This window comes from Glycomyces sp. L485, assembly GCF_022548875.1.
Taxonomy (GTDB): Bacteria; Actinomycetota; Actinomycetes; order Mycobacteriales; family Micromonosporaceae; genus Glycomyces.
This window is the reverse complement of sequence record NZ_JAKZEW010000019.1, coordinates 13692-28124: the sequence shown is the minus strand read 5'-3', so window position 1 is coordinate 28124 and position 14433 is coordinate 13692. Positions and strand designations below refer to the sequence as shown.

Genomic DNA, 14433 nt, shown 5'->3' with positions numbered 1-14433 from the left:
GACGTCGACTTAGTCGATGTCGGGCAGCTCCGCGTCGAGGACCGGTGCGAGGAACTCGCCGTAGGTGACGTTGAAGTGGTGCGAGTCGCGGTGGGTGATCATGTTGCCCACCACGACGGGGCAGAACCCGTCGGCGCAGAACCAGTCGGTGACGTCGATCGTGTGGACGCCCAGCCGCTCCGCCTCCTCCAGGACCTGCTGCTCGCGTTCGCGATGGCGGACTACCAGGTCGGTCGGGCCGCCGCAGACGGTGAGGTCGGCGAGGTTGGCCGAGACGCAGTCGGGGACGCTCTGGGTGAACTTCGGCGGGTTGGACGGCAGCACGACCTCGGCGCCGCTCCCGTTCAACCGCTCCAGGGTCTGCTTCCAGCCTTCGATCCAGGTCTCGTCGGCGCTGAGCCCGTCGGTGATCGGATTGTTGTTCTCGCTGGAGCCGACCACGATCATCTCCGGGCGCTCCTCGACGATCCGTTCGATCGTCCGCTCGCGCCACTCCTCGCACTGGAAGTAGCGCCCGCCGATGTCGGCGGCGTTCTTGGCGATCATCGGCGCCGGGCAGCCGCTCTTGGTGTAGGAGGTGAGCTTCCAGCCGTGCTCGTCGGCGAGGATCTCCAGAGTCGGGAACCACGAGGCGGCGTGGGAGTCCCCGAAGAGGACGATCTCGGTGCCGCTCCCCTCCTCGCCGAAGACGCACGGCTCGAACTCGACGACTTCGAGGACGGCGTGGCAGCCGCTCCCGTAGATCTTCGACGTGTCGCCCTTGGCGTCCAAGGGCGTCGGGGTCAGGTTCGAGGGCGCCTCGGTGATGGTGGCCGACTCGCGGACGAGCTCGCCCAGCTCGGCGACGGTGTCGATCTCGGGGGTCTGGACCGCTTCGCCGGTGCCCTCGGCTCGCGGCGCGAACAGAGAGGTCGCTGCGAGCGCGGCAGAGGCCGAGACGGCCGTGAGCGCGACTCCGAGTCCCACGCCGCGCCAGGCGCGGCGCTTGAGCCAGGACGAGAATCGCACGGGGTTCTCGACGACCTCGTGGGTGACGGCGGTGATGCCGAGTGCGGCGGCGACGAGCACGAGGTTGAGGCGGACGGTCGGTTCCGCGCCCAGTGCCTCGGGGCCGATCATGAGGATCGGCCAGTGCCACAGGTACAAGCCGTAGGAGAGCCGCCCGAGGACCTGAAAGCCGGGCAGCGCGAGCATCCCGCCCGCCCCGGCCTTGGGGGCGACGCAGCCGCCGGCGATGACGGCGGCGGTGCCGAGCACCGGCACGGCCGCGGCGGTGCCGGGGAAGACGGTGCCCGCGTCGAAGGTGAAGGCCGACCACACGATCGCGGCCAGGCCACCCCACATGAGCGCGGCGGCGAGCGCGTGCGGTATGCGCGCGCAGGCCGCGCCCCCGAGGGCGACCAGCGCGCCGATCGCGAGCTCCCAGCCTCGGGTGTGGAGGCCGAAGTAGGACCAGACCGGTTCGTGGTCGGAGAGTACGGCACTGGCGGCAAACGTGGTGCCGAGAATGAACAGCAGTGCGACGGTCAGTCCGTCGCGGATGAGCTCGGGGCTCCTGCGCAGCATGAGGCCGACGGAGAGGAGCAGCAGCGGCCAGACGAGGTAGAACTGCTCCTCGACCGCGAGCGACCAGTAGTGCTGGAACGGGGACGGCGCCTCGTCGGCGTTGAGGTATTCGGTGCCTTCGGCGGCGAGTCGGTAGTTCACGAAGTACAGGGCGCCGGCCGCAGCGTCGCCCGCGATGGAGGCGAACCTGGTGGGGGCGAGCCACAGCCAGGAGGCGACGAGGGTGGCGACGGTGACGGTGGCGGCCATCGGCAGCAATCGCGTGGCGCGGCGGGCGTAGAAGCCGGCCACGGATATGCGGCCGGTGCCGGCGAGCTCGCGCAGCAGCAGGGAGGTGATGAGGAAGCCGGAGATCACGAAGAAGACATCGACACCGACGTAGCCGCCGTCGAGCCCCGGGAAGCCCGCGTGGCCGAGGACGACGAGGCCGACGGCGATGGCGCGCAGGCCCTCGATGTCGGGCCGGAACGCGGACCTGGCCTTCGAGCGGGGCGTGGGCGTCGAGGCGCGCTGGGCCGGTGGCCCGGCGACCTGTGCGGTGGATGCGCTGGTCATCGGTACCTCACCGGTTGCGGTTGCGAGCCAAGCGTCCCCGCGCGCGTTGCGAGACGGTCCGGAGGATCGACTGGGAACGGGCACGCTCGACTTCGGCCGCGGCGGCCGCCGCGGCTTCGCCGTCGCGCAAGACGACCGACATGCAGCTGAGGATGGCCTGGGCGGTCACGGACGGGTCGAGGCGGTGCTCGCCGGCTTCGGCGGACTCGACGTGCTTGCCGGCGAGGAGGTCGAGGTCGCCGATGACGCGGACGCCGGTTTCGGTGATCCGCTCGGCCATGGACGAGCCGATCTCGGCGGCCCGGGCGACGGCCCAGGCGGGCGTGGCGATCCGGGCCTCCTCGGGCGGCGGGGTTCGGCCGGTCTTGAGGCGGGGCACCACGCCGTAGCGGACGTACTTGCGGAAGTCCGACAGATGCCATCCGCGCTTCTCGCTGGCCTCGGCGCAATGGCGCACGATCTCGATCTCGGCGGCGGTCAAGGACCGGTTCCCCGCACCCTTCGCGGGCCGGAGCGTTCCCTCGGGCAGGCCGAGAAGGGCTGCGAAGTCGAGCAGGAGCCGGTCGCGTTCTCGATCGTCGACGACGAGAACGGTGACGCGATCCTCTCCAGCGGCCTCGGCCCAGCGCTCGACGAAGCGGTCGTGGCGGTGGCGGTGCCAGAACGCCAAGGCCGCGCGGTCGGTCGGATCCGGTTCGAACAGCGCCTCGAGCCATGGCTCGTAGTGGGTGGACATGCCGCTCTGGACGTGCTGCTGCCACTGGGAGGGCAGGATCTTCGCGAGCGGCCTCAAGGTGACGACTATGTGCACGTCCGGGCCGCCGAGGTCGTCGACGACCCGGCGGCAGCCTTCCGCTTCAGCGTCGGCGAAGAACTCGCTGCTGATCACCCCGATCCGCTCGCCGGTCTGCGCCACGGCCTCGACGAGTCGGCGCCACCGGCCCCGATCCGGGTCGTCCGGCCGGGGCCGCACGCCCTCCTTGATCTCCTCGACCGGGTTGCGAGACGGGCTCGGCAGCCACACCCCGTGCTCGGCGAGGCGGCCGCGGGCCGCGTGGAGAGCCCCCTGGAGCGCCGTCGTACCGGTCTTATGCGGACCGACATGCACGACTCTCGTTGCAGGGGGAAAGGATCGGATATAGCGTTCGGAATGGGACGGTTCAGGTTTTTCGCCCATCGACCGAGGCTAGCAACCGGAGGGCCCCGCAGAGGTGCGACACGCCCTCGAATACGCCGCAGCGCGTTTCAGCAGCGAGCTGCCGTGCTCGCCTCAGTGCCGCCGACACATGCGCTCTGAGGTAATGCTGCAAGGAGACCCGTTTCGCGACCAGGTCGTCCACAACCGCGCTCACTCCGCGTTCGGCGTGTGCGGATACGCCGCGGCCCCCGGCCTCATACGAGGTCGGGGGCCACGGTCGGAACGTCGCAGGAAGGGCTAGCCCTTCTTGCGGAGCTCCTCTTCGTTCTTGTGGAGGTCTTCGAGACCACCGCACATGAAGAACGCCTGCTCGGGGAAGTGGTCGTACTCGCCCTCTGCGATCTTCTTGAACGCCTCCACGGTCTCCTTCACCGGGACGAACGAACCGTCGACGCCGGTGAACTGCTTGGCCGCGTAGGTGTTCTGCGACAGGAACCGCTCGATGCGGCGGGCCCGGCCCACGACCAGCTTGTCCTCCTCGGACAGCTCGTCCATACCGAGGATCGCGATGATGTCCTGCAGCTCGTTGTACTTCTGCAGGATCTGCTTCACCTGGCTGGCGACCTGGTAGTGCTCGGACCCGACGACCTCGGGCTCAAGGATGCGGGAGTTCGACGCCAGCGGGTCGACCGCCGGGTAGATGCCCTTGTCGGAGATCTTCCGCTCCAGGTTCGTCGTCGCGTCCAGGTGGGTGAACGCGGTGAACGGCGCCGGGTCGGTGTAGTCGTCCGCAGGGACGTACACGGCCTGCATCGAGGTGATCGCCTTGCCGCGCAGCGAGGTGATGCGCTCCTGGAGCTCACCCATCTCGTCGGCCAGCGTCGGCTGGTAGCCCACCGCCGAAGGCATGCGGCCCAGCAGGGCCGAGACCTCGGAGCCGGCCTGGGTGAACCGGAAGATGTTGTCGATGAAGAGCAGCACCTCCTGGTTCTTGACGTCGCGGAAGTACTCCGCCATCGTCAGGGCCGACAGCGCCACGCGAAGACGCACGCCCGGCGGCTCGTCCATCTGGCCGTACACCAGCGAGGTCTTCTCCAACACGCCCGCTTCGCCCATCTCGGCGATGAGGTCGTTGCCCTCACGGGTGCGCTCGCCGACGCCGGCGAACACCGAGGAACCGCCGAAGTTCTGGGCGACGCGGATGATCATCTCCTGGATGAGCACCGTCTTGCCCACACCGGCGCCGCCGAACAGGCCGATCTTGCCGCCCTTGACGTACGGGGCGAGCAGGTCGATGACCTTGATGCCGGTCTCCAGCATCTCGGTCTTCGGCTCCAGGTCCGCGAACGCCGGAGCGTGGCGGTGGATGTTCCAACGGTCGTCGTACTGCAGCTCCTCGCCCTCTTCGAGGTTGAGGCACTCGCCGATGGCGTTGAAGACCTTGCCCTTGATGCCGTCGCCGACCGGCACGGTGATCTGGGAACCGGTGTCGCGCACCTCGGTGCCCCGGACCAGGCCGTCGGTCGGCGCCATGCAGATCGCGCGGACCCGGTTGTCGCCCAGGTGCTGGGCCACCTCCATGGTCAGCGTGTTCTTCTCGCCGGTGTAGGTGATGTCAACGTGCAGCGCGTTGAAGATCTCCGGCATGGCGTTGCGCGGGAACTCGACGTCGACGACCGGCCCGATGACCCGTACGACGCGCCCCACTCCATCAGTGTCAGTCATCGTCACTCTCTTCCTGCGGCGGAAAGGGCACTGGCCCCACCCACGATTTCGCTGATCTCCTGCGTGATCGCCGCCTGCCGCGCTGCGTTGGCGCTCCGCCGCAGGGTCTTGATCATCTCTTCGGCATTGTCGGTCGCGGCCTTCATGGCTCGACGCCTGGACGCGGACTCGCTCGCGGCGGCGTCGATCAACGCCGCGTAGATCCGAGTCGTCAAGTACTTCGGCAGCAGCGCGTCGAGCAGCGCCTCCGGGTTCGGCTCGAATTCGTAGTCGGGAAGCAGCACGCTCTCTTCGAGCTCGTGCTCCTCCACCTCCTCGACTTCGAGGGGAGCCAGTTGCCGCGGTTCGGGGGTCTGCGTCAGCAGCGAGACGAACCTGGTGTGAACAATGTGCAATTCGTCCACTCCGAGGATACCGTCCGAACCGGGATCGTCACCTTCGTCGTCGGCCCCGGCCATGAACGCCGTCAGCAGCGTCCTGGTGATCTCCTGGGCGTCGGCGACCTTCGGCTGCTCGGAGAACCCCGTCCACGACGCCTCGATCGCGCGGTCGCGGAACTGGTAGTAGCCCACTCCCTTGCGACCGGCGACGTACAGCACCGGGATCTTGCCGTCCTCGGACAGGCGCGTGATCAGCTGCTCCGCGGTCCTGAGCAGGTTCGCGTTGTACGCCCCGCACATGCCCTTGTCGGAGGTCACGATCAGCACGCCGGCCCGGCGTACCCGATCCCGCGGCTGGAGCAGCGGGTGGTTGATCGAGGCGTTGGTCGCCAGCGAGGTCATGACGTTCGTCATGGCGCGGGCATACGGCATCGAGGCCGCCACCCGGTCCTGCGCCTTGGCGATGCGGCTCGTGGCCACCAGTTCCATCGCCTTGGTGATCTTCTTGATGGACTGGGTCGACTTGAGCCGCTGCCGCAGCACTCGAAGCTGCGCTGACATGGCTAACCCTTCTTGACGCGCTTGACGGTCTCGACGTCGACTTCGCCTTCGAGCGCGTCCTCGGGCTCCTCGTTCACGACGATGCCGTCGGCCGCGGCCTTGAACATCTTCTTGAACTTGGCGATGGCGCTCTTCAGGCTCTGCTCGATGTCGCCGGTGACCTTGGTCTTGCCCTCGCCGAGGGTGGCGATGACGTCGGCGTGGTTGGCCCTCATGTAGGACAGGAACTCGACCTCGAAGCGGCGGACCTCGCCCACCGGGATGTCGTCGAGCTCACCGGCGGTGCCGGCCCAGATGGAGATGGTCTCCTCCCCCATCGGGAACGGCTCGGCCACGCCCTGCTTGAGCAGCTCCACCATGCGCAGACCGCGTTCGAGCTGCGCCTTGGAGGCCGCGTCGAGGTCGGAGGCGAAGGCCGCGAAGGCCTCCAGCTCGCGGTACTGGGCAAGGTCGAGTCGCAGCGAACCCGCGACCGATCGCATGCCCTTGGTCTGCGCGGCGCCACCGACACGGGAGACCGAGGTACCGACGTTGATGGCCGGACGCACACCCGAGTTGAACAGGCCCTCTTCGAGGTACACCTGGCCGTCGGTGATGGAGATGACGTTGGTCGGGATGAACTGCGAGATGTCGCCGGCCTTGGTCTCGATGATCGGCAGGCCCGTGAGAGACCCGCCGCCGAGGTCGTCGGAGAGCTTCGCGCAGCGCTCCAGCAAGCGGGAGTGCAGGTAGAACACGTCGCCCGGGAAGGCCTCGCGGCCCGGCGGGCGGCGCAGCAGCAGCGACACGGTGCGGTATGCCTCGGCCTGCTTCGACAGGTCGTCGAAGACGATGAGGACGTGCTTGCCGCCGTACATCCAGTGCTGGCCGATGGCCGAACCGGTGTAGGGCGCCAGGTACTTCAGGCCGGCGGGCTCGTCGGCGTTCGCCGTGACGATGGTGGTGTACTCCATCGCGCCGTGGGCTTCGAGCATCGCCTTGATGCCGGCGACGGTCGAGCCCTTCTGGCCGACGGCCACGTAGATGCAGCGAAGCTGCTTCTTCGGGTCACCGGACTCCCAGTTGGCGCGCTGGTTGATGATCGTGTCGATGCAGACCTGGGTCTTTCCGGTCTTGCGGTCGCCGATGATCAGCTGGCGCTGGCCGCGGCCGATGGGGGTCATCGAGTCGATGGCCTTGATGCCGGTCTCGACCGGCTCGGACACCGACTGGCGGTTGATGACGTTGGGGGCCTGGAGTTCGAGCTCGCGCTCACCCTCGGCCTCGATCTCGCCCAGGTCGTCGATCGGGTTGCCCAGCGCGTCGACGACGCGGCCGAGGAACTTGTCGCCGACCGGCACGGACAGGACCTTGCCGGTTCGCTTGACGGACTGGCCCTCGGCGACCTTGACCGGGTCGCCCAACAGGACGGCGCCGATCTCGCGGACGTCGAGGTTCAGGGCCAGGCCCATCACGCCGCCCTCGAACTCGAGCAGCTCGTTGGCCATGGCCGAGGGCAGGCCCTCGACGATGGCGATGCCGTCGCCTGCGCTGGTGACGGTACCGACCTCTTCACGCGAGATCTCCGGCCGGTACGACGAGACGTAGTCGTCGAGCGCACTACGAATCTCGTCGGAGGAGATGGTCAATTCAGCCATCTGAACGTTTACCTTCCTTCTTTCAGCATTACCGGCTGGATCTCAGCGTCCGGCCAAGGCGTGGCGGGCTTCGTCGAGTCGGCGTGAGACGGTTCCGTCCCACAGGTCCGAGCCGACTTGCACCCGGATGCCTCCGACGATCGCCGGGTCGACGGTGATCTTGACACCGACGGGGCGACCGTAGACGAGGCTGAGCTTGGCGGCGAGCTTGCGCTCACCGGACTCGTCGAGCGGCTTGGCCACGGTCACGTAGGCCACGGCCTCGTCGCGCGCCGCGGCTGCGGACTCGACGAGATGGGCCAGCGACGCGTGGAAGCCGCGTCCGCCGATGCCGTAGCACGCGGCGGCGGCAAGCTTGACCGTCACCGGTTCGGCCTTCCCGTCGAGCAGGCGCTCGACCAGGATGGCCCGACCCTTGGGGTCGGATCCGGTCGAGTCCAATACTGACGACAGATCGGCGTCACCGTCAACCAGGCGCCCGAATCGGAACAGCTGGTCTTCGATGTCGGCGAGGGTGCCCTCCTTCGCTCCGGCCGCGAGCAGCGCCTTGACGGCGAGGGCCTCGCATCCGTCTACGAGCTCGGAGGTGGAGCCCCAGCGGCCCTTCACCAGCTCGGCCACTATGTCGGTCGCGGCCGCGTCGACCTGGCCGGCGAGCAGTCGCCGCACCAGGCCCTCCCGGTCGTCCGCCTCACGGGACGGGTCGGACAGGGCGCGACGCAGCCGAGGCTGGTCGACGAGGAACCGCGTCACGTCAAGCAGCTGATCGCCGCACTCGGTGAGCTGCTCGGCCGTGGCCCCCGAGGCGAACGCCTCCAGGATCTCGCGGCCGGCCTCGATGCTTTCGCGTCCAGTCGTCGACATCAGCGTGCTCCGCTCGCTTCAGCAGTGTCGTCGGTCAGTTGCGCGAGGAACTGGTCGACGGTCTGCTCGGTCGAGGCGTCGCCTGCCAGTCGCTGGCCGATGATCTTCCCGGCCAGGTCGACCGCCAGGTTGCCGACGTCGCTGCGCAGCTCGCGGACGAGCTGCTGGCGCGAGGCCTCGACCTGGGCATGACCGGCCGCGATGATGCGGTTGGCCTCTTCTCGGGCGGAGACGAGGATCTCCTCCTTGGCCGCGATGGCGTCGGCACGGGCCTCGTCACGGATGGCCGCGGCCTCTTCCTGGGCGCCTGCCAACTTGCGGCGGTACTCCTCGAGCGTCTGGTTGGCCTCTTCTTGGGCCCGCTCAGCTCGCTCGATGCCACCTTCGATCGCGTCGACTCGTGCTTCGAAGGTCTTCTCCATGCGGGGGAAGACGAACTTCATGAGCACGAAGCACAGCAGACCGAAGGCGATCGCACCTACGACGATCTCTTGCCAGATCGGGAAGAGAATTCCCGACCCTCCTTCGGCGGCTTGAATCATGATCGCTCCGTTTGTGGGTTAAAGGGCGAAGGCGAGGACCAGGCCGAACAGGGCCAGAACCTCGACCAGCGCGAAGCCCATGAACAGCATCGGGCGGGTGATACCGGCCGACTCGGGCTGACGGGCAGTGGCGGTGATCCACGCGGCGAAGATCAGGGCGACACCGATACCGGGGCCGATCGCAGCGAGGCCGTATCCGACGACGTTGAGAGTGCCTTCCATGGCGTTTTTCTCCTAGGTGTCAGCGTGGCGTGTCCGTCACGCGCACGATGTTGTTCAATTCGAAAACTGGTAATTCGGGGGCGAAGAGCGACGGTCTCCTAGTGCTCGTCCGCGAGGGATCCCTGGATGTACATGCCGGTCAGCAGGGTGAAGACGTAGGCCTGCAGCAGGATGACGATGAGCTCGAACAGCGTCATGGCGATGCCCATGGCGAACGAGAAGACAGACAGGCCCTGGATGAAGATGTTCTCGGAGTTCAGCAGTTCGAAACCGCCGAGGATGAACACCAGCAGGATGAGGTGGCCGGCGAACATGTTCGCGAACAGTCGCAGGGCCAGGGTGACCGGGCGCAGGATGATGTTCTGGAGGAACTCGATCGGGATCAGCAGCGGGTAGATGAACCACGGCGCTCCAGGCGGCACGCAGGTCATCTTCATGTAGCCGACGAAACCGTGCTTCTTGATGCCTACGTAGTTGTAGATCAACCAGGAGATGACGCCCAGAGTCGCGGGGAAGGCGATGTGCGCGTTCGGGGAGATCTGGACGCCGGGCACGATGGCCCAGAAGTTCATGATCAGGATGAAGAAGAACAGCGTCGCGAGATAGGGCGCGAAACGCACCCCGGTCTGCTTGCCGAGCAGGTCGATGGCGACCGTGTTGCGGATGAAGCCGTAAGCGGATTCGGCGAGCCACTGCCGCTTGGTGGGCACGATCCGAGGCTTTCGGTAGGCCCACAGGAAGAACACGATGAGCACGGCGACGGTGAGCCAGACGGCGAAAGTGATCGTCGTGAACACGTTGGCGAGAGCGGTCTCGCTCAGACCCGTGAACCAGTCTCGAAAGTCGAAACTGCCGATCCCGGGGGGAAAGTGGCTCTCTTCTGCGGCCAGCACCATGGCTGAGTCGGTCACCGAGTCACGCCTCTCAGTCAGTGTCGGTCAATAACTTCGACATCTGCTTGATCAGCAGGTACATACCTGCTGCAGCACCGACAAGCATCCCTACCAGGAGCCCGACTTTGGGCAGTCCGAGCCACAGGTCGACCAGATAGCCGAGACCACCCCAGAAGATGATCCCGGACAAGAGATAACCCAGAGCACGCCAACCCATTTCTGAACCGTCGGGCTGAGGTTTGTCATCGGGGGATTTCTTGTCGGCCATGTCGGGGTGAACTCTAACAGGACCTGCGCGGGAAGCGAGCGCCGGGCCGGACGAGGCAAGCAGCGTTCGTGCGCGTTTGTCAACCTCAACGAAACAAGCGGCACAAGCGCTTCAGGTGCGATCGCTGAGTTCGATATAGGGGATTTTCGCCCTGTATAGCCAGATTCCCTGTGTCGTGAGCCATACAATTGCACCGCCGATGATGCCGACGGCCATCGGCCACACCACATCCCAGCCCGTGGATTTGACCGCCCACAGTGCAATGGCGAACACCGTCAGTTTGACCGTGTACGTGACCAAAGCCACGGGCAAAGTGAGACGGAAGTCAATCTTTTCGGCCCCTGCGACGGCCCACACCGATGCGGCGAAGCCGAGTGAGGCGAGGGCGACTCCGGCGGCCGCTCCCCCGGCGGCCGCCGGGCCGTCGACGAGGAGGCCTATGAAGGCGGCGAGCACCACCGCGATCCCCGCTGCGGCGAAGCACGGTTTCAGGAATCCGCGGGCCGTCTTCACGATGCGTCCAGGGCGTCGGCGACGGGTTCGAGGGCGTCCTCGAGCTGGTCGGCGATCTGGGAGTAGACCGCGCGGCCCAGGCCCCAGGGGTCGGACAGGTCGGTCTCGGAGTAGTCTCCGCGTCGCTTGGCGGCGGTGGCGACCAGGGCCTTGCCCCTGGTGACCGCGTCGCCGTCGGGCAGCTCGGCTGCCGTGGCGGCGGCGATGGCCCCGAACTGGCGGACCAGGAAGGTCTTGTCGACCGATTCGGGGAAGCGGTCGGCGATGTAGTCCAGGTGCCCGACCGTGGCGACGAGGATCAGGTCCGAGGACTCCACGTGCTCGCGCTCGATGTGGCGGGCGCGGTGGCCGTCGGATTCGAAGCCGCGCTCGTCGAGTTCGCGGGCGGAGTTCGCCTGCATCGGATCGCCGTCGTGGAAGCTGGAGATCCCGGCACCGTGATTGAACACGTCATCGCCGGTGAGCCCGTCGAGGATGCGCTCGGACATCGGCGACCGGCAGATGTTGCCGGTGCAGACGTGCAGGACCGAGAAGGGCGCGCTCATGCCTGCGCTTCCTCGGGTTCCTCGGCGGACTCGTCCTCGGTCTCCTGGTCTTCGGGGCGCTCGCCGGGGCCGTAGCCGTCGGCGTCGAGCACGTCGGGCACGATCTTGCGGATCTGCTCGACGGTCAGGGCCCCCTCGCGCAGGACCTGCGGCGGGTCGGCGACGCAGTCGACGATGGTCGACGGCCGGTTGTCATCGGAGGGGCCGGCCTCCAGGTAGACGGTGACGTCCGAACCGAGCTGGGTCTTGGCGTCGGCCGCGGTCTCGGCGGGAGGCAGCCCGGTCTTGTTGGCCGAGGAGACGGCCATCGGGCCGGTCTCCTTGAGCAGTTCGAGCGCGAGCGGGTGCAGCGGCATGCGCACCGCCACGGTCCCGTCGGTGTCGCCGAGGTCCCAGGTCAGGGTCGGCGTGTAGGGGACGACGACGGTGAGCGGTCCGGGCCAGAACGCCTCGATGATCTCCTTGGCCGAATCGGAGATGTTCGAGGCGATCCCGTCGAGGGCTCGCTTGGACCCGATGAGCACCGGCGGGGCCATGTCGCGCCCTCGGCCCTTCGCGGCGAGCAGCGCCCGCACAGCGGTATGGGAGAAGGCGTCGCATCCGATTCCGTAGACGGTGTCGGTCGGGAGCACGACGAGTTTGCCGCCGTTGACGGCACGCGTGGCGGACTTGAGCCCGGTGGCGCGGTCTTTGATCTTCCTGCAGTTGAACAGCCTCACGGCGACAACTCTATCCGTCCTGTGGCGAAGCGCGCGCGCCCCGCCAGGTCCTCGTGGTCGGCGACGTCGGTGAAGCCCGACACCCGCAGGATCTCTGGGGCGGCCCGGCCATGAGTGTCGTCGTGCTCGAAGCCGTACCAGCCGCCGGGCCTGAGCCAGCGCGCCGCGCGCAGCGCGAGCGGTTGGATGACCGCGAGGCCCGCGGCGTCGGCGTAGACCGCTCCGGAGGGGTCGAACTCGACTTCAGGGGCGACCTCGATGTCCATCGGGACGTACGGCGGGTTGGCCACGACGAGGTCGACCAGCCCGTCGAGTTCGGCGAGGGTGCCTCTTGCGACGGCGTCGGCGAGGACGGGGTTCGCGCCGGTGCCGGCGAGGTTCGACTCCATCCATTCGAAGGCGTCGGGGTCGGCCTCCACGGCCCACACCTTGGAGTCGGGGCGCTCGGTGGCGATGGACCGGGCGATCGCGCCCGACCCGGAGCAGGCGTCGATGACGGTGGCGCCTTCGGGAAGGTGGTCCAGGGCCCAGTCCACGAGCAGCTCGGTCTCGGGCCTGGGCACGAACACACCGGGGCCGACGGCCAGCTCGGCGTAGCGGAACGCGGCCGAGCCGGTCAGGTGCTGGAGCGGCTCGCGGGTGCAGCGCCTGGCGACGAGTGAGTCGAACGCGGTCAGTTCCGTCTCTGCCGGGGCGCCGGCGGTGAGCAGCTGCCCGCGGCGCAGCCCGGAGACGTGGGCGGCGAGCAGTTCGGCGTCGACGCGCGGCGAGGGGACGCCGGCGGCGGCGAGCCTCCCGGCGGCTTCGGCGACGGCCGTGGACCAGTTAGTGCTTGTCATCTCCGCCGGCCATGCGCTCGGCCCGGTCTGCGGTGGCGAGGGCGTCGAGGACCTCGTCGAGCTCGCCTTCCATCACGTGGTCGAGGTTGTAGGCGGTGAAGCCGATCCGGTGGTCGGTGAGCCGGTTCTGCGGGAAGTTGTAGGTGCGGATCCGCTCGGAACGGTCGGCGGTGCGCACCTGCGAACGGCGGGCCTCGCCCGCGGCGGCGTCGGCCTCCTCCTGCTGCTTGGCGAGCAGGCGGGCGCGCAGGACTCGGAGCGCGGCCTCCTTGTTCTGGAGCTGGCTCTTCTCGTTCTGCGAGGTGACGACGATGCCGGTGGGCTCGTGGGTGAGGCGGACGGCCGAGTCGGTGGTGTTGACCGACTGCCCGCCGGGACCGGAGGAGCGGTAGACGTCGACGCGGACGTCGTTCATGTTGAGCTCGACGTCGACCTCTTCGGCCTCGGGCATGACGACGACGGCCGCGGCCGAGGTGTGGACGCGCCCCTGGGACTCGGTGACCGGGACGCGCTGGACGCGGTGGACGCCGCCCTCGAACTTCATGCGGGACCACACCCCGTTGCCGCCTTCGGGGGCTCCCTTGGTGCGCACCGCGATCGAGGAGTCCTTGATGCCGCCGAGGTCGGTCGGCACCATCTCCAGGGTCTCGACGGCCCAGCCACGGCGTTCGAAGTAGCGCAGGTACATGCGCATGAGGTCGCCCGCGAACAGGCCCGACTCCTCGCCGCCTGCACCGGCCTTGATCTCGATGATGACGTCTTTGGAGTCGTCGGGGTCGCGCGGGATCATCAGCTCGGCGAGCTTGGACTCCAGCTCGGGAATCGTCTTGCGGAGGCGCTCGGCCTCTTCGGCGAACTCGGCGTCCTCGCCGGCGAGCTCGGCGGCGGTCTCCAGGTCGTCCTTGGCGCTCGCGATCTCGACGGCGGTCTTGGCGACCGGGGTGAGCTCGGCGTAGCGGCGGCCGACGCGCTTGGCCTGGGCCGGGTCGGCGTGCAGGGCGGGGTCGCCCATCTGCGCCTCGAGGTCGTGGTACTCGGCGAGGAGCGAGGCCAGGCGGTTGTCAGCGGCGGTAGACATGTGGTCCCTTCGAAGAGCAGGCCGGTGGTTCAGCGGACAAAAAGCGCGCAGCGCCCGTGCCTCGGGCACGGGCGCTGCGCGCTGAAGCTACTTGCCGGCCTGGGTCTTCTCCTGCGCCTTGGCGTAGCGGGCCTTGAACTTGGCCACGCGACCGCCGGTGTCGAGGATGCGCTGCTTGCCCGTGTAGAACGGGTGGCACTTGTTGCACGTCGCAGCCTGGATCTTGCCGCTGGTCGCCGTCGAGCGGGTGGTGAAGCTGTTCCCGCAGGAGCAGGTCACCTCCGTGACGGCGTATTCAGGGTGGATGCCCTGCTTCATTGCTTCCCTTTCTCTCGGTCGCCGGGTCGGTCCGAGCGAGCTCGGACCGTGAACCGGTACCGCATCAGGC

The 14433-nt window shown here is 68.0% G+C and carries 16 protein-coding genes; all 16 read right to left on the bottom strand.

Annotated features, from left to right (window positions below; translation table 11 throughout):
- Nucleotides 1-9 precede the first annotated feature (9 nt).
- The 16 genes from L0U85_RS11325 to rpmE all read right to left on the bottom strand — a co-directional run bounded on the left by L0U85_RS11325 (nt 10) and on the right by rpmE (nt 14363).
- Nucleotides 10-2121: an acyltransferase family protein gene (locus tag L0U85_RS11325; protein WP_241377869.1), complete on the bottom strand. Its 2112-nt coding sequence runs from the start codon at nt 2119-2121 to the stop codon at nt 10-12.
- A gap of 7 nt (nt 2122-2128) precedes the next feature.
- Nucleotides 2129-3229, bottom strand: a complete 1101-nt coding sequence (locus L0U85_RS11320) for a hypothetical protein (RefSeq protein WP_241377868.1) — start codon at nt 3227-3229, stop codon at nt 2129-2131.
- A gap of 327 nt (nt 3230-3556) precedes the next feature.
- Nucleotides 3557-4984 carry a F0F1 ATP synthase subunit beta gene (gene atpD, locus L0U85_RS11315; RefSeq protein ID WP_241377867.1) on the bottom strand — a complete coding sequence of 476 codons (1428 nt, stop codon included), beginning with the start codon at nt 4982-4984 and terminating at the stop codon, nt 3557-3559.
- A 2-nt stretch (nt 4985-4986) separates the two neighbouring features.
- Nucleotides 4987-5925: a F0F1 ATP synthase subunit gamma gene (locus tag L0U85_RS11310; RefSeq protein WP_241377866.1), complete on the bottom strand. Its 939-nt coding sequence runs from the start codon at nt 5923-5925 to the stop codon at nt 4987-4989.
- Nucleotides 5926-5927: 2 nt separating this feature from the next.
- Complete coding sequence (atpA, locus tag L0U85_RS11305; protein WP_241377865.1) at nt 5928-7562, bottom strand: F0F1 ATP synthase subunit alpha; 1635 nt, start codon at nt 7560-7562, stop codon at nt 5928-5930.
- A 42-nt stretch (nt 7563-7604) separates the two neighbouring features.
- The gene (locus L0U85_RS11300) at nt 7605-8426 is read right to left on the bottom strand and encodes a F0F1 ATP synthase subunit delta (RefSeq protein ID WP_241377864.1); all 822 of its coding nucleotides are present in this window, start codon (nt 8424-8426) and stop codon (nt 7605-7607) included.
- Entirely contained in the window at nt 8426-8968 is a 543-nt protein-coding gene (locus L0U85_RS11295; protein WP_241377863.1) for a F0F1 ATP synthase subunit B, read from the bottom strand. Before L0U85_RS11295 ends, L0U85_RS11300 begins: the two co-directional genes overlap by 1 nt.
- An 18-nt stretch (nt 8969-8986) precedes the next feature.
- A complete protein-coding gene (locus L0U85_RS11290; RefSeq protein ID WP_241377862.1) occupies nt 8987-9190 on the bottom strand; it encodes a F0F1 ATP synthase subunit C in 204 nt (67 codons plus the stop codon).
- Between the two features lie 98 nt (nt 9191-9288).
- Nucleotides 9289-10101, bottom strand: coding sequence for a F0F1 ATP synthase subunit A (gene atpB, locus L0U85_RS11285; RefSeq protein ID WP_241377861.1), 813 nt, complete (start codon nt 10099-10101; stop codon nt 9289-9291).
- A gap of 13 nt (nt 10102-10114) precedes the next feature.
- Nucleotides 10115-10351, bottom strand: a complete 237-nt coding sequence (locus L0U85_RS11280; RefSeq protein WP_241377860.1) for an AtpZ/AtpI family protein — start codon at nt 10349-10351, stop codon at nt 10115-10117.
- Nucleotides 10352-10462: 111 nt separating this feature from the next.
- Nucleotides 10463-10864, bottom strand: coding sequence for a hypothetical protein (locus tag L0U85_RS11275; RefSeq protein WP_241377859.1), 402 nt, complete (start codon nt 10862-10864; stop codon nt 10463-10465).
- Nucleotides 10861-11409 (bottom strand): phosphotyrosine protein phosphatase, encoded by a 549-nt coding sequence (locus tag L0U85_RS11270; protein WP_241377858.1) that lies wholly within the window; start codon nt 11407-11409, stop codon nt 10861-10863. The genes L0U85_RS11275 and L0U85_RS11270 overlap by 4 nt, the downstream gene beginning before the upstream one ends.
- Nucleotides 11406-12128 (bottom strand): L-threonylcarbamoyladenylate synthase, encoded by a 723-nt coding sequence (locus L0U85_RS11265; protein WP_241377857.1) that lies wholly within the window; start codon nt 12126-12128, stop codon nt 11406-11408. Before L0U85_RS11265 ends, L0U85_RS11270 begins: the two co-directional genes overlap by 4 nt.
- Nucleotides 12125-12967: a peptide chain release factor N(5)-glutamine methyltransferase gene (gene prmC, locus L0U85_RS11260; RefSeq protein WP_241377856.1), complete on the bottom strand. Its 843-nt coding sequence runs from the start codon at nt 12965-12967 to the stop codon at nt 12125-12127. Before prmC ends, L0U85_RS11265 begins: the two co-directional genes overlap by 4 nt.
- Entirely contained in the window at nt 12954-14045 is a 1092-nt protein-coding gene (gene prfA / locus L0U85_RS11255; protein WP_241377855.1) for a peptide chain release factor 1, read from the bottom strand. The genes prmC and prfA overlap by 14 nt, the downstream gene beginning before the upstream one ends.
- A gap of 87 nt (nt 14046-14132) precedes the next feature.
- Nucleotides 14133-14363 carry a 50S ribosomal protein L31 gene (gene rpmE / locus L0U85_RS11250; protein WP_241377854.1) on the bottom strand — a complete coding sequence of 77 codons (231 nt, stop codon included), beginning with the start codon at nt 14361-14363 and terminating at the stop codon, nt 14133-14135.
- Between the last annotated feature and the right edge of the window lie 70 nt (nt 14364-14433).

Coding starts and splice junctions, on each gene's coding strand:
- L0U85_RS11325 (WP_241377869.1), bottom strand. CDS start 2,121: ATGACCAGCGCATCCACCGCACAGGTCGCCGGGCCACCGGCCCAGCGC.
- atpD (WP_241377867.1), bottom strand. CDS start 4,984: ATGACTGACACTGATGGAGTGGGGCGCGTCGTACGGGTCATCGGGCCG.
- L0U85_RS11310 (WP_241377866.1), bottom strand. CDS start 5,925: ATGTCAGCGCAGCTTCGAGTGCTGCGGCAGCGGCTCAAGTCGACCCAG.
- atpA (WP_241377865.1), bottom strand. CDS start 7,562: ATGGCTGAATTGACCATCTCCTCCGACGAGATTCGTAGTGCGCTCGAC.
- L0U85_RS11300 (WP_241377864.1), bottom strand. CDS start 8,426: ATGTCGACGACTGGACGCGAAAGCATCGAGGCCGGCCGCGAGATCCTG.
- L0U85_RS11295 (WP_241377863.1), bottom strand. CDS start 8,968: ATGATTCAAGCCGCCGAAGGAGGGTCGGGAATTCTCTTCCCGATCTGG.
- L0U85_RS11290 (WP_241377862.1), bottom strand. CDS start 9,190: ATGGAAGGCACTCTCAACGTCGTCGGATACGGCCTCGCTGCGATCGGC.
- L0U85_RS11280 (WP_241377860.1), bottom strand. CDS start 10,351: ATGGCCGACAAGAAATCCCCCGATGACAAACCTCAGCCCGACGGTTCA.
- L0U85_RS11270 (WP_241377858.1), bottom strand. CDS start 11,409: ATGAGCGCGCCCTTCTCGGTCCTGCACGTCTGCACCGGCAACATCTGC.
- prmC (WP_241377856.1), bottom strand. CDS start 12,967: ATGACAAGCACTAACTGGTCCACGGCCGTCGCCGAAGCCGCCGGGAGG.
- prfA (WP_241377855.1), bottom strand. CDS start 14,045: ATGTCTACCGCCGCTGACAACCGCCTGGCCTCGCTCCTCGCCGAGTAC.
- rpmE (WP_241377854.1), bottom strand. CDS start 14,363: ATGAAGCAGGGCATCCACCCTGAATACGCCGTCACGGAGGTGACCTGC.